Raw genomic sequence first — 24,205 nt, forward strand, 5'->3', positions numbered from 1 at the left:
ATTGGAACACATTCAATATTGGACCAAACAAAAAGGCGTCGCCTGCAAATGCACGCGATGCCTTTTGGATTAGCCACTGGCTACTTCGATTCCCCTAATTCTTAATCCTCTGCTCCTAAACATATTTCCATTAGGCTTTGCTGGCCATGTCTGCAATCTGGCGAAGCCACACTTTACGTGTATCCTCATCGGATTGGGGTACCGACTCGAAGAACAGATGATACATGACGTCAAGCCCACAGTATTCAAATATACCTTTGTCGGACGTCAAGCGAAGTGCTTGATCCATGCCATTGCTAGCATATTCCGCATGTGATTTTCCTTGCGTATTGAGGATAATAGCTTTCTTTCCCTTGAGCATTCCCATCTGCACTCCATTTACATATTTATAAGCAAATCCATAAGAGAATACACGGTCAATATACCCCTTCATAATAGCTGGCATCCCCGTCCACCAAATAGGATAAATAAAGGTGATTACCTCTGCCCATTGCAAAAATTCCTGTTCCCGTACAACATCTTCTCCGATTCCTTCAATGACCTCGCTGCTGCTAATCACAGGTTGAAAGTTGATTGCATATAGATCACGAACAACCACATCATGTCCTTTTTGCTTTAGCCCCTCGACTGCTGTGGTCAAAATTGCATGATTAAAGCTTCCCTCGGATGGATGTGCGTAAATAATAAGATGCTTCATGTTCTCTCCTCCATTTACTTTAAAATAAGTGATTGATCAATTACTTAACTACGTACTCCTTCAATCAACTGAATATGCTCAATCCATAGTTCGGATAAAGATACGTTTGAGTAAACTTTAGCGGTATCCTGCTCATGAATATCACCTCCGTTGCTTAGTTAGTGATTGATCAATTACTAATGATTGGCCTCAGTATAGTATATTCCTTTTTACTTTACAAGTGCTTTTTGTTCAACTTTATATAAAAGATTGTAAAAAGGTCTGATCCCAAAACAGTGTTATTATCGCTGTTCAAAGTAAATTAAGTCCCCCAGTTGGTTTTAAACAGATTGATGTCCATCATGGTGTGATGTCAAGCAATCACTTAATATGACTTTATAATGTCATATTATAAGTTGTATGCTACTGAGAGAGGTGAAGCGTATGCCGTTAAGCAGACATTTTGAAATCGTTTATATGTTACTCCATAAGAAAAAAGTGACTGCTGATGAATTGGCAGAGCATTTTGAGGTTTCCACACGAACGATTTATCGGGACATAGATGCCTTAAGCGCAGCTGGGATTCCCATCTACAGCAGTAGAGGCAAGGGTGGCGGAATATCATTGATGGAGGGTTATGTCTTTAACACCTCTTTACTGTCCGAGCAGGAACAAGATGATATCTTAATGGCCCTTCAGAGTGTGGCTACAGCTACCATCCCACAGGTAGAAGAAGTGCTAAACAAGTTGAGTAGGCTTTTTAAAAAAGACATGGGAAACTGGATCGAAGTAGATTTTTCGCCATGGGGAAGCCAAAACAGCCAGAGACAGCTATTCACTCTTATACGCAACGCAATAATCACAAACCGTGTTATAAAGTTCCGCTATTATAACGTCGCCGGGGAACAGAGTTATCGTAGCGTCGAACCTGCCAAGCTCTTGTTTAAAGATAAATCCTGGTATGTGGAAGGTTACTGTTTAAATACCGAAAGTCATCGTGTATTTAAGATTAGCCGAATGAAAGAGATTGCAGTTACCGAAATTAGTTATGAGCCAAGAACGGTCGTAGCATCTACAGATACAAAGATGAACGACTTGCTTCATACCATTGAAGTAACTCTTCACATTTCTGCTCAAGGAGCTTACCGCGTATACGATGAATTTGCCGAGAAAACAATTACTCAGAAGGAAGACGGCTCTTATACCGTCACGGCACAATTTCCTGTAGGCAATTGGCTGGACAGTTATCTGCTGTCCTTTGGTCCCCTCCTTATAGAGGTTAGCCCCGAACAAGTACGTACAAGAATATTGTCTCATTTAGAAACGATGAAAAGAAATTTAAATGATCCTCTATAATATGACACCATGTAGTCATATTATTACTGCTATGATGAGTTTGAAGTTATCGCTCACAACATACTCACCATAGGAGGTTGAAGGATTAATGAATCCACATAAAACCATGCCACCGGCAGTAGAAACTTACTTTACATCAGCGAACAAATCCCAGCTTGAAGTATTTACTTCCGCTTTCGATAAAGATGCGTTGATCTTGGATAATCATCGCGAAATCAAAGGTATGGAAGCCATAAAATCATGGTGTGAAGCAGAAATATTGGAGCCGAATGTCACCTTCGAGATCGTGGATATGGATGACAGTAATAATACCATCGTCGTAATTGCGAAAGTAGACGGAGACTTTGATAAATCGAATCTTCCCGACCCACTCCTACTTAAACATCAATTTCTAGTAAACAACAATAATATTAAAGAACTGATTATTACACTTCCATAAAGGAATTAAAAAATAAGAAAGGGAAAACGAATATGCCTGCTTATGTTGTTTTTATACGTGAACAGAGTACCGATCAAACTGAACTCCAACTCTATTCTCGGAGTGGAGATACCTAGAGGTATTCCTCAACCACATTGTAAAAATTAGGAGGAATTATTCGCATGAGTTTTCAATTAGAAAGCATATTAAGTGAGTTTAAAGGCAAAAGGGCCTTGGTCACAGGCGGTACCAAAGGAATGGGAGAGGCTATTGCTAAGAGACTTACGGCTGCAGGTGCTACCGTAATAACTACGGCTCGAACGACTCCAGTTAATTTAGAAAATCCAGACCTGTTTATTCCAGCCGATATTAGTACGCCTGAAGGTGTAGATAAAGTAGTAAACAGTGTTCTTGAGCGCCTAGGCGGTGTAGATATTCTTGTCAACAATGTTGGAGGCTCGTCAGCCCCATCTGGGGGAGCTCTTATCTTGACAGACGAGCATTGGCAGCAAACTTTTAACGCCAATCTGTTTGCTGCCGTCCGTTTAGACCGTGGACTGCTGCCGGCTATGGTGGAAGAGGGTTCCGGTGTTATTATTCATATTTCATCCATTCAACGTCGCTTGCCGCTATATGATGCAACATTGGCTTATGCTGCAGCCAAAGCAGCTTTAACTACTTACAGCAAAGGGTTATCCAAGCAGTTTTCACCTCAAGGCATTCGTATTAATACAGTTGCGCCAGGCTTTATCGAAACGAAGGCAGCACAAAGTTTGATTGATCGGATTGCTGAGACGACAGGTGACCGAGAAAGTGCATTAAAGCAACTGATGGACTCGTTGGGAGGAATTCCAATTGGTCGTCCAGGACTACCAGAAGAAGTCGCTGAGCTTGTTGCTTTTCTGGTATCCGACCGGGCCGCTTCAATTACAGGAAGTGAATATAATATTGACGGTGGAACAGTTCCAACGGTCTAAAACTTTATTTTCATCTGACAATCACGCAAAAGGTGAAAAAAAAGCCCATCTAATGAGCAGACATACGCAAAACGTATTATCTATGTCCATCAGATAGGCTTTTAAATAACCACTACCGTTTAATAACGATCAGCTTTGTTTCCAGCATTTCTTCCATGGCATACTTTACACCTTCGCGTCCCGTGCCACTTTGCTTCACACCACCATACGGCATATGATCAACACGGAAGCTTGGAATGTCATTGATCATCACGCCGCCCACCTCAAGCTTGTCCGCTGCATCCAGCGCGGTCGTGATATTACGAGTGTAAATTCCCGCCTGCAGGCCATAGATCGAATCATTTACATGGTTTACGGCTTCATCTATAGAGCTAACAGAATGAATCAGCACAAGCGGGGCAAACACTTCACGACAGGACACCTTGGAAGTCGGGTCCACATTAAGCAAAACCGTCGGCTCCAGAATACCTCCCTTGGCTTGGCCCCCCAGAGCGATCCTTGCGCCTGCTTGAACCGCTTCTTCCAGCCATTCACGGACACGTTCGACATCCTTGGCTGAAATAAGCGCGGATACATCCGTGTCCGGCTCTAGCGGATCTCCAATTTTTAAACGTTGAGTTGCTTCTATAAATCGGGATACAAAGGTATCATACAGTTCATCGACAACGTAAATACGTTGAACTGAGATACATACCTGCCCCTGATTGGCAAAGGCTCCACTCACACAACGGTCGATGACCGCGTCTACATCCGTATCACGGTCGATAATAACGGCCGCGTTGGAACCCAGCTCCAGCGTGACCCGCTTCAAGCCAGCCTTGGAGCGAATTTCTGTACCGACCGCCGGGCTACCGGTAAAAGTGATATAGCTGACGCGTGGATCAGTGACAAGTACGTCGCCAATGGTTTTACCATCGCCGCTGATCACGTTAAGAGCGCCCGCAGGCAATCCAGCCTGCTCCAGCAGCTCCGCAATCAAGTAAGCCGACAACGGTGTCTGCTCCGCAGGCTTTAATACGACCGTATTGCCTGCTGCCAGCGCGGGACCCACTTTATGAGCGACCAGGTTCAACGGGAAGTTAAATGGTGTGATAGCTCCTACTACCCCTACAGGTTCTTTGAGCGTGTAGGCCATACGACCCTCGCCGCCCGGTGCGGCATCCAGCGGAATGGTTTCCCCGTGAATCCGTTTGGCTTCTTCAGCTGCGAACTTGTAGGTTTGCACCGTCCGGTCAACCTCCGCCAGCGCAGCCTTCCATGGTTTGGATGCTTCACGTGCAATGATGCGCGCTGCATCCTCACGCCGCTCTTCCAGCAGGTCAGCCAGCTTCTCCAAAATGGCTGACCGCTGGTGCGCTGGCATGGTCCGCATCTCCGAGCGTGCATCAGAGGCCGCCTGAATAGCAGCCTTGGCATCCTCTGCTGTGGCCTCTGCCACCTCAGCAATGATTTCCCCGGAATACGGTGATTTCAACGTCGTGTACGATGAAGCTGCTTTCCATTCTCCACCGATAAATAAATGCTGCTGCATGCTTTTTCCTCCTTCTCTTGATATCACGTTCCTTTTACCATCTATTTTACCGTCAACACCGGACAAGGTGCATGCTGAATCACCTGATGGCTCACGCTACCCAGTATCATTTCAGAAACAAGTCCTTTGCCCCGCGTTCCCATAATGATCAAATCCGTCTTTTCCTGCTTTGCACTTTCGCAAATGACACTCGCCGGATCACCGTGACCCGCCAGCATACGGTAAGAAATACCCTCGTCCTTCAAATAGTCGGATGCTGGTTCCAAGATATGACGACCTTCCTCTTCGATTCGCTCATCCACATCAACCCCAACCGGGGGCTCATTCATGGATAAAGCCGGGTTTACATGTAATACAGTCAGATGTGGATTCCCCTGAAGCTGCTTAGACAACGTTTTGGCTGTCTGCAACGCATTCATAGCATGTTCCGAACCATCAATCGCGACCAGAATATGTTTGTATTCGCTCATACTCTTTTCCTCCTCAGAAGTTCGATCTTAGTGTGCATCCACCTGAATATCCTGCATATGTCGACGACGTACGATCAGCACAGCTACGCCAATCAGTACCATCAATGCTCCAAAATAAAATGGGGTTTCTGCTGAGTACCACTCTGACAGCTTCCCTGCAAGCCACGGCGAAATTGCCCCGCCCAAAAACCGCATGAAGCTGTAGGCCGCAGATGCTGTCGAGCGCTCCACTGGAGCAGCCTGCATAACAGCAGTTGTAATCAATGTATTGTTAATCCCCAGAAAAATACCAGCCACAATGACGGCGACAATGACAGTCGTTGGTGAACCAGCTACCGTCCCGATCGCCATAACACCTAAATCAATGGCAAACAGCGTCAGCATGATACTAATGGAAGATACCACGCTCAAGCGTGCTTGAATCTTCGGTGCTACAAACACCGAGGTAAAGGCCAGCATAATTCCCCAGCCAAAAAACACATAACCCAAACCATGCTCGTCCAGATTCATTACATATGGAGAATACGCCATCAACGTAAAAAATCCAAAGTTATATAACAACGCTACAATACCGAGCGTGAGCAAAGCCGGATAACTGAGCGCTTTGAACGGATCGGCAATGGAACCGCGTTTTTTGGGCTTTGGAATGGAAGGCAGCATAAACGTAATGAACAAAAATCCCACTACCATCAGTCCGGCTACACCGAAAAACGGACCGCGCCAGGAAATGGAACCTAACTCACCGCCCAGCAACGGACCCACTGAAATCCCGAGGCCCAATGCCGCTTCATACAAAATAATTGCTTTAGCTGTTCCAGAAGTGGACAGACCTACAATCGCAGACAACGCTGTTGCGATAAACAAAGCGTTCCCCAAACCCCAGCCTGCCCGGTAGCCCACAATTCCGCCAACTGTACTGGCTGTGCCGCCCAGTCCAGCAAACACAATAATAAATAAAATCCCGGTTAGTAGTGTCCATTTGACACCCAATCGACTAGATACAACGCCTGTAATCAGCATCGCAACGCCTGTTACCAGATTATAGCTGGTGAACAGCAATGACACTTGGCTTTTCGTAGCATGAAGCTGATCAGCAATGGCCGGAAGAATCGGATCGACCAATCCCAGACCCATAAATGAAATAACACAAGCAAAGGCGACTGCCCAGACCGCTTTAGGTTGAGACAGCAAGCCTGAGCGTTCTTTTAACTCTTCAGGTAATGCATGTTGTGAACTCATATTATGATGTTACCTCCACATCTGAATGTAAATGTTCTTGTTATGACGGGTCGTGATCAAGTTCATCATCCAGAAGAACCTTGCGTTCACGCACCCTAACCCGTAACTCCTCCAACTCAGTCTGGAGCATACGGATGCTGTTGATTTTTCCCTCCATTAATTCCAACTGCTCGTTCAATGTACTTTCCATATCCTCCAACATGGCCCGTCGCTCGTTCGGTTGCAAATGCTCCGTTCGCTCGCGATATTCCTCCCGCTGACCCTTAAGCATTTCCGCTGCGGACATGTAACGCTGAAGCTCTTGCAAGGAGAATCCAAGTACTTCCTTGGCACTCACTATTTTTTTTAGTAAGTCCACATCCTCCTGCGTATACAGGCGCATATTTCCTTCACTGCGCTGCGGAGAGGGCAATAAGCCGATTTCCTCATAATAACGAATGGTTCGCTTGGTTAATCCGCTTTGTTTGGCGACCTCATCAATTTTATACGTAACCATGACACCCACCTTATGAAAAAGATTATATATAAATACTACGCCTCTATAACGTTAACGTCAACGTAAACTTCAATATAAAAAAAACCGCCTCTAATTGGAGACGGTTCCTATTTTGACTAGTACGGTCATAGACCCGAGCATCGGTGCTCAAGCCCATGAATATAGCTTTAGATGAAACAAGTACGAGTGATGATAACCAGTAAAATGAAGAGAACCAGAATAACACCAGTGGAGGTGAACATGTTACAACCGCCACAACCTCTATCTACTTCACCCATTTCGTATTCCTCCTCCCTACTGATTCCAGCAAATCTCCCGAATTTTAAATCCTTGAGCTACGAATTAGATGATAAATGCTTTGGAAATAATAACGAGCAGAATGAAAAGTACCAGAATCGCTCCTGTAGATGTAAAAGCTCCATAACCAGCGCCTACTCCAGACATGGTGATTCCTCCCTTCATGGTTTACAAGAGCATCTTATGCTTATGCCATCATCCATGATAGGGACAAATGCCGCGCCTGCCGCCCAAATCTAGGTTGGGGTTGTACTGTCCTGTTATTCTTCGGACCCGAGCATGCCGTGATACAGGAGGTTTCGTGCCTGCTTGGCAAGCACAGACGGACTTTCACGTCCAGGCAGCAATTTAGTTAACGTCAGTCGTTCAATCAAGCCGATCACGCATTCCGCTGTCAGTTCAGGGTCCAGTTCCTCACGGCAGGAGCCCCATCGTTGCGCCGCCAGCAGATGCTTTTTGATATGCTCAGCCATTTCCGCCTTAATACGCACCGAATCTGTCGCCTGGTAAAATCCGACACGAGTGATCGCCGGATTATTAGACAACACGCGAAAAATAGCTTCCAGAAACACCTGTCCCCGTCTCAAAATTTCAGCCTCGCTTAGGTCTGGGCCTATCTTCATGCTTTGTACCGTATCATTCACCAAAGTACCGAAGCTCTCCACAAGCTCCTCGTACAACTGTTCCTTGCTTTCAAAATGAATATAAAAATCCGGCTGCGTCAATCCTGCACGTGCCGCGATCGAACTTACCTTTGTCTGATAAAACCCCGTCTGAGCAAACTCTTCAGCCCCCGCTTCCAGTAACAACCGTCGACTCTCCCGACTTCTGACTCCTGCTCTCATCACGGTCTTGCCCCCTTACGCCACAAATCTATCGTATTATAAAGTTCCTTTGCAGTAAGAACAACGGGCTTGAGGATGATATATACCTGTCCTTCAAAAGTCCTAATACAGAAGGACTGAACGTTTTGGAAAATCAAGGGCATCTCCCTACAAGGTATAATTAACCAATCTGACGGTGAGCGAGCAGGAATTATTACGTGGAATTCAAATATTTATACTTGAGGATTTTGCAAAATCCTGACTTTCGATATATATCAGTGATGAGGACAATATTTGCGCATCATCTCAATCGTTGTCAGATCATCATCCAACCCCCGTTGTTCCAAGCCATCGATAATTTGCTGACGTTCCTGATCTTTAACATTTTGACCGAATTTAAACTTGGCAGTCCATTCCTCCGGTACAATTTTGATCAGAGCGACCCCTTTTAAACGTGAAGCATACCGAGAATCGCTGGCATCGATCGTGTCATACCCGCCTTCTGGTTGCAGCTTACTCATAAAAATGGAAAAGGCCGCCGCTTTTTCCTCCAGATCCACTACTTGCTCCGCATGACCACGCACGGTAATACTTTTAAAAAATGAAGTCGCCGGACATGCCATTTGTTCATCCGTAAAATAAGACGGAATGAGCGCATATTCTTTGGCGGCTGAAAAAGTAACTCGATTATCTTCTTTCATCCGTTCCATCTTTTCTCCAGCACGGCTGCCATGAATATAAAAAACGCCATTTCCATAAGCGAAATTCAAGGGAACCACACGCGGAAAACCATCCTCGCTGTTCATGCCTAAAAATCCGAAACTGACCTCGCTTAGAAACTGCTCTATTTCCTCTAGTTCTGCTACCGTAAATTCTTTTCTTCTCATAGGGAACTCTCCTTCCATCTATTGACCAATGATACATTTCAGATTATGTTGAAAATGGATTCATAAAAAGATCCAATATGAACGAAAATGAGTGGCCCAATCGAAGGAGAAGAGTATGGATATTACGATTGCTTATCAGCGTTCGCTTCAAAAGTATCATTTAAAATATTTGGCATTGTATCATGCTCTTCGTGAGGGAATCCTCAATGGCTCCCTTGCCAGTGGTACGCGTCTGCCTTCCACTCGTGATCTGGCTGTGATGTATGGAATTTCGCGAGGGAGCGTTAAAGAGGCATATGATATGTTGTTGGCAGAAGGATATATAGATTCGGCAGTAGGCAGAGGAACCTTTGTTATGGAACAGACAGCGGTGCTGCCCGACAAATCTTTAATCAACCAGCAGAACCAGAATTCACCTGTTGTAAAACAAAAAGCCCCTGCTCTATCAGCTTGGGGACAACGAATCATGCAGATCGAAAGGGAACGAAACTTACAGCGGTCTCCTGCTTCTGCTACAAATAGAGACAGTGCGCAACAGCCTTTGATTTCTTTTCAGGCAGGAGAAGTTGTATTGGAGGGCAACTCACAGATCGCATGGAAAAGCGCAATGACTGCCGCTGGAAAAGATCTGCAAAAGCCCTCGGCTGACGCGACGACTGCACCAGTGAGCGGTGATGAATGGCTGCGTGAAGCGATTTGCCATCATGTTGGCAGAACACGCGGAATTACGGCCACGCCGGATCAAGTCGTATTATGCAGTGGTTCCATGGAAGTGATCACGTTATTAAGTCAGTTGCTTATTCATGAACAAGATCGAATTGTATTAGAAAACCCCTGTTATTCCGGCATCTACCGTGCAGTTACTGCCTCAGGCGGACAGATACATGCTACTGAGATGGATCAACATGGAATTGTCCCACAGGATTGGGATTCCAAACTTCTATTTGTTACACCTGGACGACAGTTTCCAACCGGTGCAGTGTTGCCATTAACACGCCGTCAACATATTTTGCAATGGGCAGCATCCAAGGGAGCGTGGATCATTGAGGACGATTATGACAGTGAATTCCGTTGGGCAGGACGACCCATTGAACCATTAAAAGCACTGGATCGTACAGAATGTGTCATCTATGTCGGCTCCTTTTCCAAAAGCATGTTTAGCAGCCTTCGACTCGGGTTTGCAATCTTGCCGGTTGAATTAGCCCAAGCGCTGACAGCTGCCAAACGACTATACGATCCCCTGCCGCCTGCCCGCTTGGAACAGCGCGCACTGGCACGTTTTATGATGCGCGGCGACTACGTTCGCCATGTGCGACGGATGACTCGAATATACAGATCACGCTACGACGTGTTCCAACGTGAAATACAGCAGTTAAGTGAACTGTTTCACTGGCATCAGAACGATTGTGGACTACATGCCTATGCCATCTGGAAGCATGAGCCTGCCCAGTATTATCATTTGATGCAGACAACACAGTTTTACGGAGTCACATGGCGTGATGCCGCCGATTACCAACTGACACCGGGACCTCCATCAGCCTGCTTTATCTTTGCCCATTTAACGGAGCAACAAATTGTTGAAGGGTTTAACCGTCTGCGCCAGGCTTGGGACCATATTAAAAATCAATGAGGAGTTCCCTTATTTAATCACTAGCCCCAACAGCCCTACAAATGATGAAGCCTGATGCGGTGAGATGATACAGCCATTCAAATCTTCTATATCCACCTGTAACCCATCAAATTCGCAATCGCTCAGATCAATTCCTTTGAGCTTGGACCCGGATAGTACCGCTTGATCCAGATTGCAACGGTTAAAAAAGGTTTTTTGTAGTGTTAAATGATACAGATCGGCACTTATTAAAGAACAATCCTCAAAACCAACTTGCTTAAAATTAGCAAAACGGAACATCGAATAATCCGCTAAGCAATCCGAAAAACGAACGTTTTGGAGCCTGCTTCTGGAAAAGTCTGTTCCAAGCAATTTGCAGTTTTTGAACTCTACCCGATGGATAAAGGAACCGGAAAAATGAACATTAGACAGATCGCATTTATCAAAAATGACGTCTGTCCATTCACTTTCCGGTAATGACGATTCCATGATCGTTACATTTTTAAAAGTCATCTTCTCTAATGAAACCTTAACCGCTTCCACATTATCCAAAATCATATCTTCTACAGACCCCATACTATATTCGCCTTTGGACCGTAAGGAATACATTTCTTCGTTTAGTACGGGCAAGTCCACAGGAATTTTCGGCAACTCCATTTTAATTTTCATAATAACTCTACCTCCACGATTGAGAGCCCTCTAGGACATCTATATGAATCTATTTTCTATCAATTCTCATACATAGGGTAGCAAAAGTATTTCTCACACATATATTAACGTAGTGAGCACGCTCACGAACCTTTGTTAGGAGGTTGATAGCATGGCAGTACAACTATCTAATCAAGTGTTCTCCATCTCTGTCGGAGATTACGGCGATCTCTCTTCCTTACGGCTGGTAGGGGACACTTTTAATACCAACTATGTCATGAACAGCTCCAACGCACCTAAACAGAATACGTCGGATCATCAGTGGCTGGGTGAACTGATGTTCACCTATCGTCTCGGCAACGGAGCGTGGACTCGGGCATGGACAAGTAATTCTGCTGATGCGCGCCAGATCACCTCTTCTGGAAACAGTGTCCAGGTAGCCTATCAGAATTCATCAAACAATCAGGGAATACGTAATTTCATTTTACATGAAACTTATTCGTTGGTTAACGATTATTTGCATTGGCAAATGAAAGTAACGAACACCTCTAATCAAACACTGGAGATCGGAGATTGGGGACTGCCGCTTCCGTTTAACGAGTACTGGTCCGGCGGCAATAATGAACAAATTTATGAAACCAGAGTACTCTCACACTCCTTTGTAGGCCATAACAGCTCCTTTATTACCGCTGGACGACCTAGCGGCATCGGACCGTATGTACTGCTGATCCCTGATGCCTCAACGGGTGCTGGTCTCGAATATCAGGACCATTGGAGAACTGAGGAGCATCCAGGCAGCACATGGGCTATGGAGCAAGGTGGCTGGTCCGAAGGACTGAATGTGTTCTATATCCATTCCAATGTCATCAAGAGCACCAACCGTGGCTATCTTGGAAGCACCAGTCTGTCGCTGGCTCCTGGTGAAAGCAAAACGTATGCCTTTAAATTTTACAAGGTAGCGGACGAGCAGGCCGTAAAGGACAGGCTGTACAGTGAGGGACATGTGGATGTGACCGTGGTTCCGGGCATGATTTTCCCGACCAATCTCAAGGCCAAATTCGATCTGCATACCAGCAAATCCATTACCTCTGTCACAGCGCAATATCCGTCTGAAACGACCATCAGCTATCTGGAAACAGCCCCTACAAACCATAAAATATATGAACTTACACTGGGACGACTGGGACATAACAATATTACTGTAAACTATGGTAACGGCGAAAAAACCGTTCTCCAGTTCTATGCCATCGAGCCAGTCGAAGCTGCACTTCAGCGTCACTCTACCTTCATGGTCAACAGCACCCAATGGAACGTGCCGGGCGACCTGAGGGACAAGGTCTTTGATGACTGGATGATGCAGTACAAGGCTAGACGCAACAGCTTTGCTGGTTACTGGGGCTGGGGTGATGATTGGGGACTAACTCACGGCCAGTTTCTGGCGGAGAAAAACGTTCAGAAGCCCGTGGCATCTGAGATCAAGGCAGTCGATGATTATTTGGAAGTAGCCATCTGGACGAATTTGATGGAAGGCCATCATACCGATTATCTGGTCCCTGATTTCCTGATGCCGCAGCCTAACACGACACCAACGTACCGTGGCTATGCCTATCCGCACATTTATAATACGTTTTTTAGCATGTATAAAATTGCCAAGCTGTATCCCAACCTGATCAGCTATCGCAATAGCAAAAACACATATTTGCTACGTGCTTATCGTATTTTTAAAGCGTTGTATGAAGGCCCTGTTGCTTATAACTGGAACACGGGACTCATGGGTGAGCTAACTACACCTGATATGATTAAAGCGCTTCAGGAAGAAGGCTTGACCACCGAGGCTAACGACCTGATTGGCAAAATGGCTACCAAGTACAACAATTTCAAAAACACCACCTATCCTTATGGCTCTGAGTATAACTATGACAATACAGGCGAAGAAGCCGTATATACACTCGCCAAAATGAACAACAACACGACGATGATGAGCAAAATCAACGCCAAAACGCGTGCTGCACGCGGTCATATGCCTGTCTGGTACTATTACACCGATCCGGTCACCATCACCGGAGAGAATTGGTGGAACTTCCAGTACACCACCTCACTGGCCGGCTATGTGATGGATGACTGGACACGTCGGCATTCGTCCAAGCCCGAAGTGGATCAGCGTCTATCCTATGCCGCCAAGCTGGCGAACATCGGAGCGATTAACTCGGGACAGATCAGCTCTGATCCTGCCAACATCGGGGCGGTATCGTGGACATATCAGGCGGGCAAGGGCAATTACGGCGCACTCGGTCTGGACGGTGGCCCTCTCTTTAACGGATGGCGCGGCATGTCCGGGGAAGCCGATCTGGGACTGTTTGGAGCCATCAAAATCCTAAGCTCGGATGTTGCTGTAGATCCAATATTCGGCTTGTTCGGCTATGGCTGTGACGTTACAGAAAGCAGTAACAGCTACGCGATTACTCCAAAGGACGGTGTATTCCAACGTCTGCATCTGATCACCCAAAAGCTGAGTTTGGAGCTGAATCGGGATCAATATAGCTTGGCCATCGTGTCCAAGTCCAAGAACAACATCCGTCTGACACTGAAAAGTATGACCTCAGGCACGACTCATACCACCGTTATGAGCTTGACCGGACTCGCGGCAGGTACGTATGACGTGCTCGTAGACGGCACAAAAACCGGGTCAGTCACGGCTGCTAACAGCTCTGCGACCACGGTCAGACTGAATATTGGTACGGCAGCCAACTATGATATCCGTATCCAGTCGAGTACAGACAACCCGTCTCCCGCCGGAGACATTGTAGCCCGTTATGAATTTGACGAAACGGCCGGATCTACCGCAGCCGATTCGTCAGGTTATGGACAGCAGGCCAGTGTAAGTGGAGGCGCGTGGGGCGCCGGACGAAAAGGTAATGCCCTGCACTTTAACGGTACAGACGCCTATGCTAGCCTGCCCGGTGGTATCGTTAGCAGCATAAATGACTTTACGATTGCCGCGTGGGTACGGGTGAACACGCATAACGGCTGGGCACGCCTGTTTGATTTTGGAGCAGGCACGGATCGGTATATGTTTTTGACACCCAAGGCCGAGGGAACTGGCATGCGCTTTGCTATCACCGTCTCGGGGAACGGAGAGGAACAACAGTTGAATGCGCCAGAGCTGGCAACAGGGGTTTGGAAGCATGTCGCTGTGACTTTGTCAGGCAATACTGGAATGATGTATGTGGACGGTGTAGAGGCGACGCGTAACACCAACATGACGCTGAAGCCTTCCAGCCTTGGACTGACAGACCGGAACTATATTGGGAAATCCCAGTTTGATGATCCCTATCTGAACGGTGCAGTGGATGAACTGATCATTTACAACAGAGCCCTGACCGCTCAGGAAATCCGGGGCTTGGCCTCGGCAAGCAGCACCATTACAGCCCATGATGAGGGAGCCCGTTCATATGCCGAAGGAGCAGATTAGAATACATTTACGCATTCATTCATGCCGTTAACGTTTTAGATTGTGAATGATTTGTACTGTGAATCATTTGTGTCGTGAATCATTTGCGTCGTAAATGATTGGTATCGTGAATGATTCTTGCTTATATTAGCTCTACCCCCGGATTTCTTAAGTTAAGTCTGTAATCAGGGGAGAAATCCGGGGAGATGATGCTTCCGAGCGAGCCACCCTATGGAAAGCATTTAAAGCGACCGCCTTACCGGGACGATCAGCGGCAACTTTTCCATCTGGAGGGCGTTTAGCTCCGTCTAATGCGTGTCGTTCTTGGTCTTAAGCGAACCAGTTCCTCACTAGTGAGTTGCCTAGTATAGGAGCGAGGGGAAGATCCTGTATCTACCCTCAGTACTCTGCCTGCCCCGTTGGGGCGGGCTACCCGTGTGTTGAATACCTGCATGGCCCACTGCACCGGAAAGGCTATAGATAAGCGACCATCTGCCGTGCCTGCATAGTTGACCGCAGCTGCATAATTATCTGACTGTCTGAGCCATACAGAGCCAGAATCCCCAGGTAGTGATACGGGAGTCGTACCTCTAATAACCGTCTGATCTTCGAAGGTCAGTAAGCCCAACTCTCCACCATAATTGATTTGCAGGTCCGTATAGACGGACTCTACCGTGCCATTGACCCGCCCGGTCGTACGCCCTACCTTCTTCAATCTTTCCCCTATGCGATATGCGGTCACATGACCCGGAATCGCTCCTACTGTAGCATAACGCGGATTGAGCAGGTTGTTGCGGGTCGGAAGCGAAAGCGCCGCATCAATCAGGTTCGTTCCGGTGGGATTCAAGCGTACGTAACGATAAAGCCGTCCTATACGATCCTGGGCAACCGTCCCACCATCGGCTCCGCCTGGCTGAATTGTAGCCTCTCGATTGTCTGTATTGGAGGGATTGAGGACATGGTTATTGCTAAAAAGATAACGTGTCGCCGGCGCTCCAGTTGGGGCAACGATGAGTCCGGTTGAACCGGAGCCTTCAATCGTCCCGACACTGTAGCCGGCGATGACCGGGCGTATGCGCACTTTGTAGTCCGTGGCATTGGCTCTGATCTTTCCAGTCTTTACAATTCGGACTGGAACGTTCGTTTTCTTTCCTAATGCGGTGGCCGACAGGAGTCCGGTAGAGGCCGACGCTAAACGGTCCGTGTACACAATGACAGCGGCTCCTCTTTTGGGATGAGCAGGGTCCCTGTACCCTACGCCAATGCCGTGGACACCGGACATTTTTAAAACTCGCTTGGCCATCCGCTTTTTCACTTGAAGCGCGGCCGAGAAGGTAGCCAACATAATCATCTCCTTTTACATTCAGATGAAATATTGTATGGCTAAGGCCGCTTCGCGTTCCATTTGATCATACGATCGCTGTATTGAAAGACATATGAAAACATTCCAAAAAATGGTATACTCATTTCCGAAATTGACATCTTATCATTTGATTCTGGTGTTCAAGGAGGTACTTTATGTTTTCAATCATGTTGACATATAGCATACAAGCAATTGTAATTTTACTGATTATCTTTGAATTGTTGAGAAATAACAGAAAAAAAATAGGCTGGGGATCACTTTCACTGCTTTTATCTCTTCTTGGTATGGCTGTTTCTTTCGAATTTGGCAATTACATATTGGGAGACCAGTTGCTTTCCTTTTTAGGATTGCCCGCCTGGTCTAACAGTGTTGATAATACTAGGTTTCACTACACCATTTTTCTATCCAGTATTTTTTTTATTCCCAGTTTAATCATTGGATATAAAAATCCTAAAGAGTTTGGAGCTACAATCGGAAAACGGATTTCCAGTATATATCTATTTTTGATCATCATTTCACTTTTATTTTTATTATCAGCATTTTCTCGAAGTGAAAGTTGTCTTAGCGGAGGTTGTTGTTTTATACATTAAATCCGAACAATCCGGGGTGAGTAATTAGATCAAGGAGTTGGTATTATCTATAATTCATTTACCTCCATATTCTTTCCGGCACTGACTGCAATCATCCTTATAAAGATGCCAATATTGGAAACAAGAGTGGACAAAGGTACGATGTTGAAAGTGAGAATTACAATAATAACAGTCCTGCTTATCGGAGTCGTGTTGTATATAATTGATACTCAGTGGTGGATTGTGATTGCTTTTGCAGTATTTTTCTGCATACTACTTGTTATAAAACTTTTGAAAAGGCGTAATAAGCCACATTGATTTATGATTCTCATACTCAGCGTCTAACAAAAGCCCTCCATTAATGGAAGGCTTTTTATATTACGTAGCATATTTAAATTCCCAACTTATTAAAACACCCCACCAGCGTATGCCAGCAGGGTGCTACCGATGCTTTCGGATTTATATGGGAAGTATATAACGTTTGGGTGATTATGTAAATAAATATATAGATTAAGCTGATCCCCTCATATTATGACACGTTCTACCCAGTTCCAAGTACCTTGGCTTGTTACTTTGATTTTATCCCCTACGACAAAAAGGCCATATTTATCGTTACTAACTGAAATTTCTTTGCGCTCATTGCTTTCGAACTCGCAAGTTATATAAAATGTTTTTGAAGACGATCCTTCAGTCCAATCTACCCGCTTATCAACCACCTCACCTATACGTTCTATTCTCGGTTGTTTACGATTATTGCTCGCAATCCGAGAACCGCCTATAAACGCTGAAAGAATAAGTCCCACGACTATAAGTAAAAGAATCCAAAAGACCATCTATAATCCTCCTAAGTATTCATTAGTTGGTAATTATGATATCGGCTTTTCAACTGTTTATTTTGATATCGATTGAAAAATGAATATAAAAACACCCCACCAGCTTAGCCAGTAGGGTGTCACCGATGCTTTCGGATTGCACAACAGTACTTCCGTATTCGTTTTATCAATACGATTGGTTTGGATAAATTTGTAAATACAATATGTATGGTTCATGCTGATCACCTCAAGATAGGTATTCGGTGATTGATGTGTTAATTCCTCCAAAATAACAAATCACCGCCAACCACTGGATGGCGGTGATTTGTTTGCTTACGCTTAAGCACCTCCATGCTGTACATGAGGCTGTATATCATGCGTCTGGGCAGGTACAGTAACAATAAACAAAAAACTAGCTGCAATCATTAGCAGTACCATTTTTTTAACATTGTCTAACCATTCATTCTAAAATAGAGGGCATAAATATTAATAGTAAAATAATCTTTCTCTTTGCCCTACACTAACTAAACTTTCATACTTTATAAAAGTTCTAACGTCAGCAAATTGTTTAAACTGCTCAAATAATCTTATGCATCTAATGAAGAAGGATTCTTTGTTATTGGCTAATGATTTAGATAAAACGTCTAGCAGGTATCTGAAGCCATAAGAGTAATTGCCTCTGTTCAAGTAGTATTTAGCAAGTTCATATTTAAAACGTGTTGTTTGCTCTGGTACTACCTGATAGGTATACATATCCGATGATGGCTGTTGTACAAAAGAATCAATAATCATTTCAAACCGTTTAAGTATATCATTCACGTCTAACTGAAATCGGTTAGCTGCAAACATTACGTTCAAAAGCTTTACGATCATTTCCTTATCGACTTTATCACTTGATGCAATAATATATTGAACATAATCGTTTAGCACGCTTACATCTCCAGATAAAAGCTTATATACGTACGTGTTACCTTCTGCCCAGTTTTGGAACAAGCCCATCCAGTATTGGGTGTCCTCGTCCTTCTCCAAAACCCAATCTAAATTAGTGTAGGCGTATGTATACTGTAGGGCTTGGTGGTAATCGCCTTTAGCTTCGCAAGAACCTGAACACAACAAATCAGCATAAGCGATGTACACAAACAGTGGACGACTTAGTTTCTTGGAAGACTCATCACGCATTCGACTCTGCTGTTGATGTTCCAAAGTATATTGGATTTCAGCTTTAGCTCTCATTGTTCTAGCTACTTCCTCAACCTTGTCCCATTTACGCAAAGACCTGTACACGTTTGCTAAATCCTTCAGCGCGTCAAGCTGTTCTATTTCATCCAGACGTTCCACGAAGGATTCAAATAGCGTTGCTGCCTTGAGATTCCGGCTTTGATCGTTTCCAACTTGAATCGTGAATATACGATATTGGCAGACTGCCAATCGTTCAGAATGTTGATACTTCTCCGCTTCAGCCACACCCTCATAGAGCAGTAGTGCAGCCGCATGTCTTCCCTGCTTCAACAATTCTTCTGCAATTTCAAATAGCTTGGGCGAATACAGTAGATTGTCCATGATGGCTCCCACCACTCGACTAATCGCATCCAACTTGTCCAACTCCGCACAACGAAATAGAAATGGCTCGATTCGCCTCATATTCGGGGGGGTGTCGATGATGTAGTTTTCTATAAACAGATCGTAAAAATACCCTTCTGGTAAATCCATAGCCTCAGTGATTAGGTCAAGCTGGTTAACAGACATTGACTTATTCCCTGTCACAATAGCACTTACTATTCCCCTATTCATGCCTGCAAGTTGTCCGAATTGCGCTAAGCTCAAACCCTTTTGTTGTAGGTAACTATCTAATTCTGCTCTAATCGTAGGTGTATGCTTCATGTCATATCCACCTTCCACACAGAAATTCCAAAACTTTTTATTATTGCATTCTATTTTTGTCCATAATTTAACAGTTGTCAATAAGCTTTGAAATATATGTCATGCAATATTCGAATAAAATATATATTTTCGAATATTAATGCTTTTTACCATTTTGTTAACAAAAATATACACTATATTCCTTTTTTGATGATATACTTGGTCAGTAGTACAAATTATACCAATCGAGAGGGCGATTTTTGATGAAGTTTAAAAACACAGTAATCATTCTTACAGGTGTATTGGCTCTTACGGCAGTAGCTCCGCTGGCTGCTACTGCCGCACCAGTTACGGGGATTAAAGTATCGAAGGATCATGGAGGTATAGTTATCCAACAAACTGGTCAAGAGGTACATGAGGTTCTTGGTGGGACAAGTCCGACGATGGACTTAACTGTTGATAAAGGTTATGGACATGTAAAGATTAAAGTTCGGAATCAAGGAACATCAACTATCTCTTGGAGCTTGCAGGGTAACGGGAAAGAATATGTCTATAAAACTGTTGGCAAAGGAGGCTCATTAACGTGGAATAGTCTTAATTCATTCCCTAATGGGATGCCTTCAGGGAAATACGTAATTCAATTCAGAGCCGACGGAAACAAAGTTGATGGCGAGGCTTGGGCTACTACTGGTCAGTACCCATCAGACATTAACTAACCGTTATTACAAGCAGGGGAGCGTCTTGGAGTTAAATCCAAGGCGCTTTATTTAATTTTTCCAAAAAAATAAAGGTGAAGGTAGCAAAACACCTGATGTAGTGATAATTGTTGGTTTAGTGATCGGAGTTCTCATAGGTATCGCTCCTGTCTTTCTTAGTGGAATACAAGAGTGGACTTGGCACACTACAGTCCTTGTACTTGGTTCTGCGCTTGTTATTGGTCACATCCTTTATAGTTGGATAAAGGAAAAGATAGTATATGAGACAAACTATGTCACGGTATTCGTAAATTAAAGCCCTTGTTGCAAATGGAAGACCTATTCATTGTAATGAAGAGGAGAGAGTGATGAAAAAGAAATTTTTTATCGTAATTGGAGTTATAATAGGCATCCTGTTCTTCTTTTACTTGTTAACTTTATGGGCGGCAAACAATCTCCATGTGCCCTCTCAATAGATTAAACAAGTTATATCGATTTTGTTTGATGTTCATTTACAATTCACATAAACGTTCCTTTCCATAAAGAGTTGCGTTTGCAATATACTCAAAAGTAAAGGAATTGTGGCTAACTTCAAATGAGAAGCATATCTTATTACAAGTAAACTCTCAACATTTTAAGCCCAGTGGAATATGAGGTATGCATAATAATCAAGGGAGCTGATATTATCTATAATTCATTTACCTCCATATTTTTTGCTGCGTTAACTGCAATCACCCTCATAACGCTGCCAAAATTAGAAGCTAGGGTGAGTAAGAGAATAATGTTGAAAGTGAGAATTTCCATAATAACAACAGTTCTGCTGATCGGAGTCGTGTTGTATATCATTGACCCTCAGTGGTGGATCATTGTAGCCTTTGCAATTTTGTTTGTAACCCTTCCTATCTTTTTATTGAAACGTTGGCGCGAAAAAAGCTGAATCAGAGAAAAAGCCTTCCTTGTTGATAGGAAGGCTTTCCACCTTATCCCTTAACCGCTCCCTCCGCAATGCCCTCCATGATGAATTTCTGAAAGAAGGCGTAGATCAGGATAACCGGGATGGAGGTCAGCACAAGTGCGGCCAGAATAAGCGACCAATCCTTGTTGTACTCTCCAAACAGCATATTGGTCGAGAGAATCAGGGTGTAATGGTTTACATCCGTCAGCATTAACAATGGAAGCAAAAAGTCGTTCCAAATCCACAGAAAATCCAAAATCGCGATGGTAACTGTGATCGGCAGCAGCAAAGGAAATATAATGCGAAAGAACGTTTGGAACTCATTACAGCCGTCCATTTGCGCGGATTCTTCTAGCTCACGTGGGATGGATTTGACGAATCCATGATACAAAAAGATCGCCATATTCACACCCAAGCCGATATAGATCAGGGCCAAGCCGTACGTACTGCCCTGAACGGACAAATCTTTTGCCATTCGCGTAAGCGGTATCATAATAGAGTGAAACGGCACCAGCATCGATGCGACAAACAGGAAGAAAATCGCACTACTCAATTTCCCCTGTGTACGAGACAGCTTGTAGCCTGCCAGTGCCGAACAGATCACAATGCCACCAATGCCGATAAAAGAAATAATCGTGGAATTAAGAGCGCTGTTCAGCAAATGAGTCTGATGAAAAGCCTGACTGTAATTTTCAAAGTGAAGCTTTGTCGGCAGCGCCGTAAAGGATGCAAACATCTCACCCTGTGTTTTAAACGAGTTAATTACCGCCATGTAGATTGGGAAGAAGGACACGACTGCGCCCACGCACAGAATCAGCGTAATCAACAAGGAATTGGCTTTCTTCAGCCTCATGCCTCCACCTCCCTCTTCTTCATGACACGCAGCTGAATCAGGGTGAAAATGAGAACGATTGCGAACAAAATAACGGATTTGGCGCTCGCATAACCATAACGGAAGTTGTTGGAGAACGCCTCCTCATAAATGTTCATCGTAATCACCTGTGTACTGCGCCCCGGCCCCCCGCCAGTCAGTCCGTATACGACCTCATACACCTTGAAGGCACCATTCAGCGTCAGGAAGAAACAGATCGTAATCGCATGAGTAATCATTGGCATCGTTACGCTTCGCAATGTCTGAAATGCGTTCGCCCCGTCAATAATAGCAGCCTCCTTCAAGCTTTGTGGTACACCTTGAAGCGCAGCCAGATAGATGATCATCATATAACCTACACCATTCCAGAGCGACACGATAATAATTGAGAAGAAAGATACTTTCGGATCGCCCAGCCACGATTGGCCCAAAAATGCGATAGCCGTCTTTTCGGCGATCTGTGGCAGCACGGAAGAAAAAACGAAGGTCCACATAAATGCGCTAATAATGGTACTGATCATATTGGGCATGAAAAATATCGTCCGGAAAAATCCTTTGGTACGTGTACGCGACTCAATCAACACTGCCAGTGCCAGTGCCAGTACATTTTGCAGCACAATCATGACCAATACGTATTTAAGGGTAAACCAAAGGGAATTGAGAAAATCGGGGTCTTCCTTCAACGATTCCACAAAGTTCCCCAAGCCGATAAAGCTGTAATTAGGATTCAATCCGTTCCAGTCTGTAAAGCTGTAGTACATGCCGCTGATCGTTGGAATGAGCAGGAAGATAGCATAAAAGATCAGCGCCGGGGCTGTAAACGCCAGTAACATGACGTATTTTTTATAGATTTTAAAAGGCATGGAGTCTCTCCCTCCCGGTGTAATTCTGTAGGTTACCGTTACTTGTTCACTTTGTTATACGATTTCCATGCCTTATCCAGCGCCTTAATTACGTCATCCTGCGAGAGCTGACCAGCATAATAGGATTGTAGCGATTTGCCTGCCTCGTCCTTAACCGCTTGCGGGATAGATGGATCTTGGTACGACTTGCCTGCTTTCACGTATTCGGTAGCGTCATTAACCCAAGGATAGCTTTTAAACGTATGCACTTTGGAGATCGGGTTAAATTTCAATGCTTCATAGAATGCGCTAGAATCCTTGTCATCCAGCACATAGTTAACAAAATCGAGCGCAACCTCCTTATTCTTGCTTGTAGAGGATACAGCCAGCGAAGTCGAAGTGGACAAATTAATCAATGTCGCATTGGAATCGTCATTGATCGGCAGCGGTGCTACCCCAAAATCCATCTTCGGATCCGATTTTAAAATCGTTTCCGCAAACCACGGTCCTTGAATCCACATCGCCGCTTTACCCGAGGCAAACGCAGCCGATCCATCATCCCCGCCGATTTCCAGCGCCTTGTCAGTACCGTTGCTATTCACCAGATCAATAATATCGAACATGCTCTTCATTTCGGAAAAAGAGCCTTTATCCTGATTCATCCGGTCGATAAAATCCTTATTCTGTGTGTTCATCATTGCACCTGCCGTAAGTGGCACAAACAGCTGTGGAATCCAGGATTCCTTGTAGGACAACAGGAACGGTTTCACATTATTCGCTTTCAGCTTCTCGACCACAGCCTTCATTTCGGTCAACGTTCCCGGCGGCTGCAAATCCAAATCCTTAAATATCTTTTTATTGTACAAGTAGCCCCATGAGATCGTTTCCAAGGGAACCGCTACGACCTTTCCGTCTTTGGTTGTCACCGAAGGCTTCACACTATCCATCAATTTGTTAACAAAAGGCTGACCGGACAAATCCTCCAAATAGCCCGCTTTATAAAACGGAGGAATTTCATTCACCGCGTGCAATGCAAATACGTCCGGCGCATCGTTGGATGCGAGTCTTGTCTTCAAAATTTGTGCGGCGTTGTCAGCAGGCGGCATCTCCAGTTGGACCGTAACGTCGATATTTTTATCTTTCTTCTCTTTCGCTACGAACGCATTAATGTATTTATCGTAGTGCTCCTTCAAACGGGGCTGAGCAATAAACATTTTGAGATTCACCGTTTTGCCGTCTCCACCGGAACCGCTGCTGTCACTGCCTGAAGAATTCGCTCCACACCCGGCCAATAACGTGCCAACCAGCATCGTGCTCAATACACCTTTCCACACTTTCATGAAAAATGACCTCCCCTAT

22 protein-coding genes are annotated in these 24,205 nt (G+C 44.8%); 7 read left to right on the forward strand and 15 right to left on the reverse strand.

Features of this window, described 5'->3' with window-relative positions; all coding sequences use genetic code 11:
• Positions 1-130: 130 nt before the first annotated feature.
• Positions 131-697 (reverse strand): NAD(P)H-dependent oxidoreductase, encoded by a 567-nt coding sequence (locus tag NLX82_RS25825; protein WP_028541035.1) that lies wholly within the window; start codon positions 695-697, stop codon positions 131-133.
• A gap of 423 nt (positions 698-1,120) precedes the next feature.
• Between NLX82_RS25825 and NLX82_RS25830 the strand changes: the two genes are divergently transcribed.
• The 3 genes from NLX82_RS25830 (at position 1,121) to NLX82_RS25840 (ending at position 3,427) form a co-directional block, all read left to right on the forward strand.
• Positions 1,121-2,032 carry a helix-turn-helix transcriptional regulator gene (locus tag NLX82_RS25830; protein WP_023986949.1) on the forward strand — a complete coding sequence of 304 codons (912 nt, stop codon included), beginning with the start codon at positions 1,121-1,123 and terminating at the stop codon, positions 2,030-2,032.
• An 88-nt stretch (positions 2,033-2,120) separates the two neighbouring features.
• The gene (locus NLX82_RS25835; RefSeq protein WP_068941386.1) at positions 2,121-2,471 is read left to right on the forward strand and encodes a nuclear transport factor 2 family protein; all 351 of its coding nucleotides are present in this window, start codon (positions 2,121-2,123) and stop codon (positions 2,469-2,471) included.
• A 161-nt stretch (positions 2,472-2,632) separates the two neighbouring features.
• The gene (locus NLX82_RS25840) at positions 2,633-3,427 is read left to right on the forward strand and encodes an SDR family oxidoreductase (protein WP_068941384.1); all 795 of its coding nucleotides are present in this window, start codon (positions 2,633-2,635) and stop codon (positions 3,425-3,427) included.
• A gap of 112 nt (positions 3,428-3,539) precedes the next feature.
• Here the strand turns inward: NLX82_RS25840 and NLX82_RS25845 are convergent, their stop codons facing one another.
• From NLX82_RS25845 to NLX82_RS25875, 7 genes are all read right to left on the reverse strand, one after another.
• Positions 3,540-4,958 (reverse strand): aldehyde dehydrogenase family protein, encoded by a 1,419-nt coding sequence (locus NLX82_RS25845; protein ID WP_068941382.1) that lies wholly within the window; start codon positions 4,956-4,958, stop codon positions 3,540-3,542.
• Positions 4,959-4,999: 41 nt separating this feature from the next.
• Entirely contained in the window at positions 5,000-5,428 is a 429-nt protein-coding gene (locus NLX82_RS25850; RefSeq protein ID WP_023986945.1) for a universal stress protein, read from the reverse strand.
• A gap of 27 nt (positions 5,429-5,455) precedes the next feature.
• Positions 5,456-6,667 (reverse strand): MFS transporter, encoded by a 1,212-nt coding sequence (locus tag NLX82_RS25855; RefSeq protein ID WP_023986944.1) that lies wholly within the window; start codon positions 6,665-6,667, stop codon positions 5,456-5,458.
• A 40-nt stretch (positions 6,668-6,707) separates the two neighbouring features.
• Entirely contained in the window at positions 6,708-7,163 is a 456-nt protein-coding gene (locus NLX82_RS25860) for a MerR family transcriptional regulator (RefSeq protein ID WP_023986943.1), read from the reverse strand.
• Between the two features lie 342 nt (positions 7,164-7,505).
• On the reverse strand, positions 7,506-7,607 hold the full coding sequence (locus NLX82_RS25865) for a hypothetical protein (protein ID WP_023986941.1): 102 nt from the start codon (positions 7,605-7,607) through the stop codon (positions 7,506-7,508).
• Positions 7,608-7,720: 113 nt separating this feature from the next.
• The gene (locus NLX82_RS25870; protein ID WP_023986940.1) at positions 7,721-8,305 is read right to left on the reverse strand and encodes a TetR/AcrR family transcriptional regulator; all 585 of its coding nucleotides are present in this window, start codon (positions 8,303-8,305) and stop codon (positions 7,721-7,723) included.
• Between the two features lie 254 nt (positions 8,306-8,559).
• Complete coding sequence (locus tag NLX82_RS25875) at positions 8,560-9,171, reverse strand: pyridoxamine 5'-phosphate oxidase family protein (RefSeq protein WP_254349248.1); 612 nt, start codon at positions 9,169-9,171, stop codon at positions 8,560-8,562.
• 115 nt (positions 9,172-9,286) lie between these two features.
• Between NLX82_RS25875 and pdxR the strand changes: the two genes are divergently transcribed.
• Positions 9,287-10,801 carry a MocR-like pyridoxine biosynthesis transcription factor PdxR gene (gene pdxR, locus NLX82_RS25880; RefSeq protein ID WP_254349249.1) on the forward strand — a complete coding sequence of 505 codons (1,515 nt, stop codon included), beginning with the start codon at positions 9,287-9,289 and terminating at the stop codon, positions 10,799-10,801.
• A gap of 9 nt (positions 10,802-10,810) precedes the next feature.
• On the opposite strand, the gene NLX82_RS25885 is transcribed toward pdxR, so the two are convergent.
• The gene (locus tag NLX82_RS25885; RefSeq protein ID WP_254349250.1) at positions 10,811-11,449 is read right to left on the reverse strand and encodes a pentapeptide repeat-containing protein; all 639 of its coding nucleotides are present in this window, start codon (positions 11,447-11,449) and stop codon (positions 10,811-10,813) included.
• Positions 11,450-11,600: 151 nt separating this feature from the next.
• Here NLX82_RS25885 and NLX82_RS25890 point away from each other — a divergent pair, with 151 nt between their 5' ends.
• Positions 11,601-14,900: a DUF5695 domain-containing protein gene (locus tag NLX82_RS25890; protein WP_254349251.1), complete on the forward strand. Its 3,300-nt coding sequence runs from the start codon at positions 11,601-11,603 to the stop codon at positions 14,898-14,900.
• Positions 14,901-15,177: 277 nt separating this feature from the next.
• Here the strand turns inward: NLX82_RS25890 and NLX82_RS25895 are convergent, their stop codons facing one another.
• Complete coding sequence (locus NLX82_RS25895) at positions 15,178-16,224, reverse strand: hypothetical protein (protein WP_028541041.1); 1,047 nt, start codon at positions 16,222-16,224, stop codon at positions 15,178-15,180.
• 173 nt (positions 16,225-16,397) lie between these two features.
• Here NLX82_RS25895 and NLX82_RS25900 point away from each other — a divergent pair, with 173 nt between their 5' ends.
• The gene (locus tag NLX82_RS25900; RefSeq protein WP_254349252.1) at positions 16,398-16,832 is read left to right on the forward strand and encodes a hypothetical protein; all 435 of its coding nucleotides are present in this window, start codon (positions 16,398-16,400) and stop codon (positions 16,830-16,832) included.
• Positions 16,833-17,335: 503 nt separating this feature from the next.
• On the opposite strand, the gene NLX82_RS25905 is transcribed toward NLX82_RS25900, so the two are convergent.
• Positions 17,336-17,644, reverse strand: a complete 309-nt coding sequence (locus NLX82_RS25905) for a DUF2500 family protein (protein ID WP_028541043.1) — start codon at positions 17,642-17,644, stop codon at positions 17,336-17,338.
• 465 nt (positions 17,645-18,109) lie between these two features.
• Positions 18,110-19,504 (reverse strand): helix-turn-helix domain-containing protein, encoded by a 1,395-nt coding sequence (locus tag NLX82_RS25910; RefSeq protein ID WP_049828369.1) that lies wholly within the window; start codon positions 19,502-19,504, stop codon positions 18,110-18,112.
• A gap of 242 nt (positions 19,505-19,746) precedes the next feature.
• Here NLX82_RS25910 and NLX82_RS25915 point away from each other — a divergent pair, with 242 nt between their 5' ends.
• Positions 19,747-20,199, forward strand: coding sequence for a hypothetical protein (locus NLX82_RS25915; RefSeq protein WP_028541046.1), 453 nt, complete (start codon positions 19,747-19,749; stop codon positions 20,197-20,199).
• A 959-nt stretch (positions 20,200-21,158) separates the two neighbouring features.
• Here NLX82_RS25915 and NLX82_RS25920 read toward each other — a convergent pair.
• The 3 genes from NLX82_RS25920 to NLX82_RS25930 are packed head-to-tail and all read right to left on the reverse strand — an operon-like array spanning position 21,159 to position 24,186.
• Positions 21,159-21,986, reverse strand: coding sequence for a carbohydrate ABC transporter permease (locus NLX82_RS25920; RefSeq protein WP_013308681.1), 828 nt, complete (start codon positions 21,984-21,986; stop codon positions 21,159-21,161).
• A complete protein-coding gene (locus NLX82_RS25925; protein ID WP_023986930.1) occupies positions 21,983-22,867 on the reverse strand; it encodes a carbohydrate ABC transporter permease in 885 nt (294 codons plus the stop codon). Before NLX82_RS25925 ends, NLX82_RS25920 begins: the two co-directional genes overlap by 4 nt.
• Positions 22,868-22,905: 38 nt before the next feature.
• Complete coding sequence (locus NLX82_RS25930; RefSeq protein WP_023986929.1) at positions 22,906-24,186, reverse strand: ABC transporter substrate-binding protein; 1,281 nt, start codon at positions 24,184-24,186, stop codon at positions 22,906-22,908.
• Positions 24,187-24,205 lie beyond the last annotated feature (19 nt).

The organism is Paenibacillus sp. A3M_27_13 (genome assembly GCF_024213315.1).
Lineage (GTDB): Bacteria > Bacillota > Bacilli > Paenibacillales > Paenibacillaceae > Paenibacillus > Paenibacillus polymyxa_B.

Bases quoted from the DNA above. Each gene is read 5' to 3' on its own strand.
- NLX82_RS25830 (WP_023986949.1), top strand. From the start codon at position 1,121: ATGCCGTTAAGCAGACATTTTGAAATCGTTTATATGTTACTCCATAAG.
- NLX82_RS25850 (WP_023986945.1), bottom strand. From the start codon at position 5,428: ATGAGCGAATACAAACATATTCTGGTCGCGATTGATGGTTCGGAACAT.
- NLX82_RS25840 (WP_068941384.1), top strand. From the start codon at position 2,633: ATGAGTTTTCAATTAGAAAGCATATTAAGTGAGTTTAAAGGCAAAAGG.
- NLX82_RS25865 (WP_023986941.1), bottom strand. From the start codon at position 7,607: ATGTCTGGAGTAGGCGCTGGTTATGGAGCTTTTACATCTACAGGAGCG.
- NLX82_RS25845 (WP_068941382.1), bottom strand. From the start codon at position 4,958: ATGCAGCAGCATTTATTTATCGGTGGAGAATGGAAAGCAGCTTCATCG.
- NLX82_RS25885 (WP_254349250.1), bottom strand. From the start codon at position 11,449: ATGAAAATTAAAATGGAGTTGCCGAAAATTCCTGTGGACTTGCCCGTA.
- NLX82_RS25860 (WP_023986943.1), bottom strand. From the start codon at position 7,163: ATGGTTACGTATAAAATTGATGAGGTCGCCAAACAAAGCGGATTAACC.
- NLX82_RS25905 (WP_028541043.1), bottom strand. From the start codon at position 17,644: ATGGTCTTTTGGATTCTTTTACTTATAGTCGTGGGACTTATTCTTTCA.
- NLX82_RS25875 (WP_254349248.1), bottom strand. From the start codon at position 9,171: ATGAGAAGAAAAGAATTTACGGTAGCAGAACTAGAGGAAATAGAGCAG.
- NLX82_RS25910 (WP_049828369.1), bottom strand. From the start codon at position 19,504: ATGAAGCATACACCTACGATTAGAGCAGAATTAGATAGTTACCTACAA.
- NLX82_RS25870 (WP_023986940.1), bottom strand. From the start codon at position 8,305: ATGAGAGCAGGAGTCAGAAGTCGGGAGAGTCGACGGTTGTTACTGGAA.
- NLX82_RS25920 (WP_013308681.1), bottom strand. From the start codon at position 21,986: ATGAGGCTGAAGAAAGCCAATTCCTTGTTGATTACGCTGATTCTGTGC.
- NLX82_RS25835 (WP_068941386.1), top strand. From the start codon at position 2,121: ATGAATCCACATAAAACCATGCCACCGGCAGTAGAAACTTACTTTACA.
- NLX82_RS25895 (WP_028541041.1), bottom strand. From the start codon at position 16,224: ATGTTGGCTACCTTCTCGGCCGCGCTTCAAGTGAAAAAGCGGATGGCC.
- NLX82_RS25890 (WP_254349251.1), top strand. From the start codon at position 11,601: ATGGCAGTACAACTATCTAATCAAGTGTTCTCCATCTCTGTCGGAGAT.
- pdxR (WP_254349249.1), top strand. From the start codon at position 9,287: ATGGATATTACGATTGCTTATCAGCGTTCGCTTCAAAAGTATCATTTA.
- NLX82_RS25925 (WP_023986930.1), bottom strand. From the start codon at position 22,867: ATGCCTTTTAAAATCTATAAAAAATACGTCATGTTACTGGCGTTTACA.
- NLX82_RS25900 (WP_254349252.1), top strand. From the start codon at position 16,398: ATGTTTTCAATCATGTTGACATATAGCATACAAGCAATTGTAATTTTA.
- NLX82_RS25825 (WP_028541035.1), bottom strand. From the start codon at position 697: ATGAAGCATCTTATTATTTACGCACATCCATCCGAGGGAAGCTTTAAT.
- NLX82_RS25915 (WP_028541046.1), top strand. From the start codon at position 19,747: ATGAAGTTTAAAAACACAGTAATCATTCTTACAGGTGTATTGGCTCTT.
- NLX82_RS25930 (WP_023986929.1), bottom strand. From the start codon at position 24,186: ATGAAAGTGTGGAAAGGTGTATTGAGCACGATGCTGGTTGGCACGTTA.
- NLX82_RS25855 (WP_023986944.1), bottom strand. From the start codon at position 6,667: ATGAGTTCACAACATGCATTACCTGAAGAGTTAAAAGAACGCTCAGGC.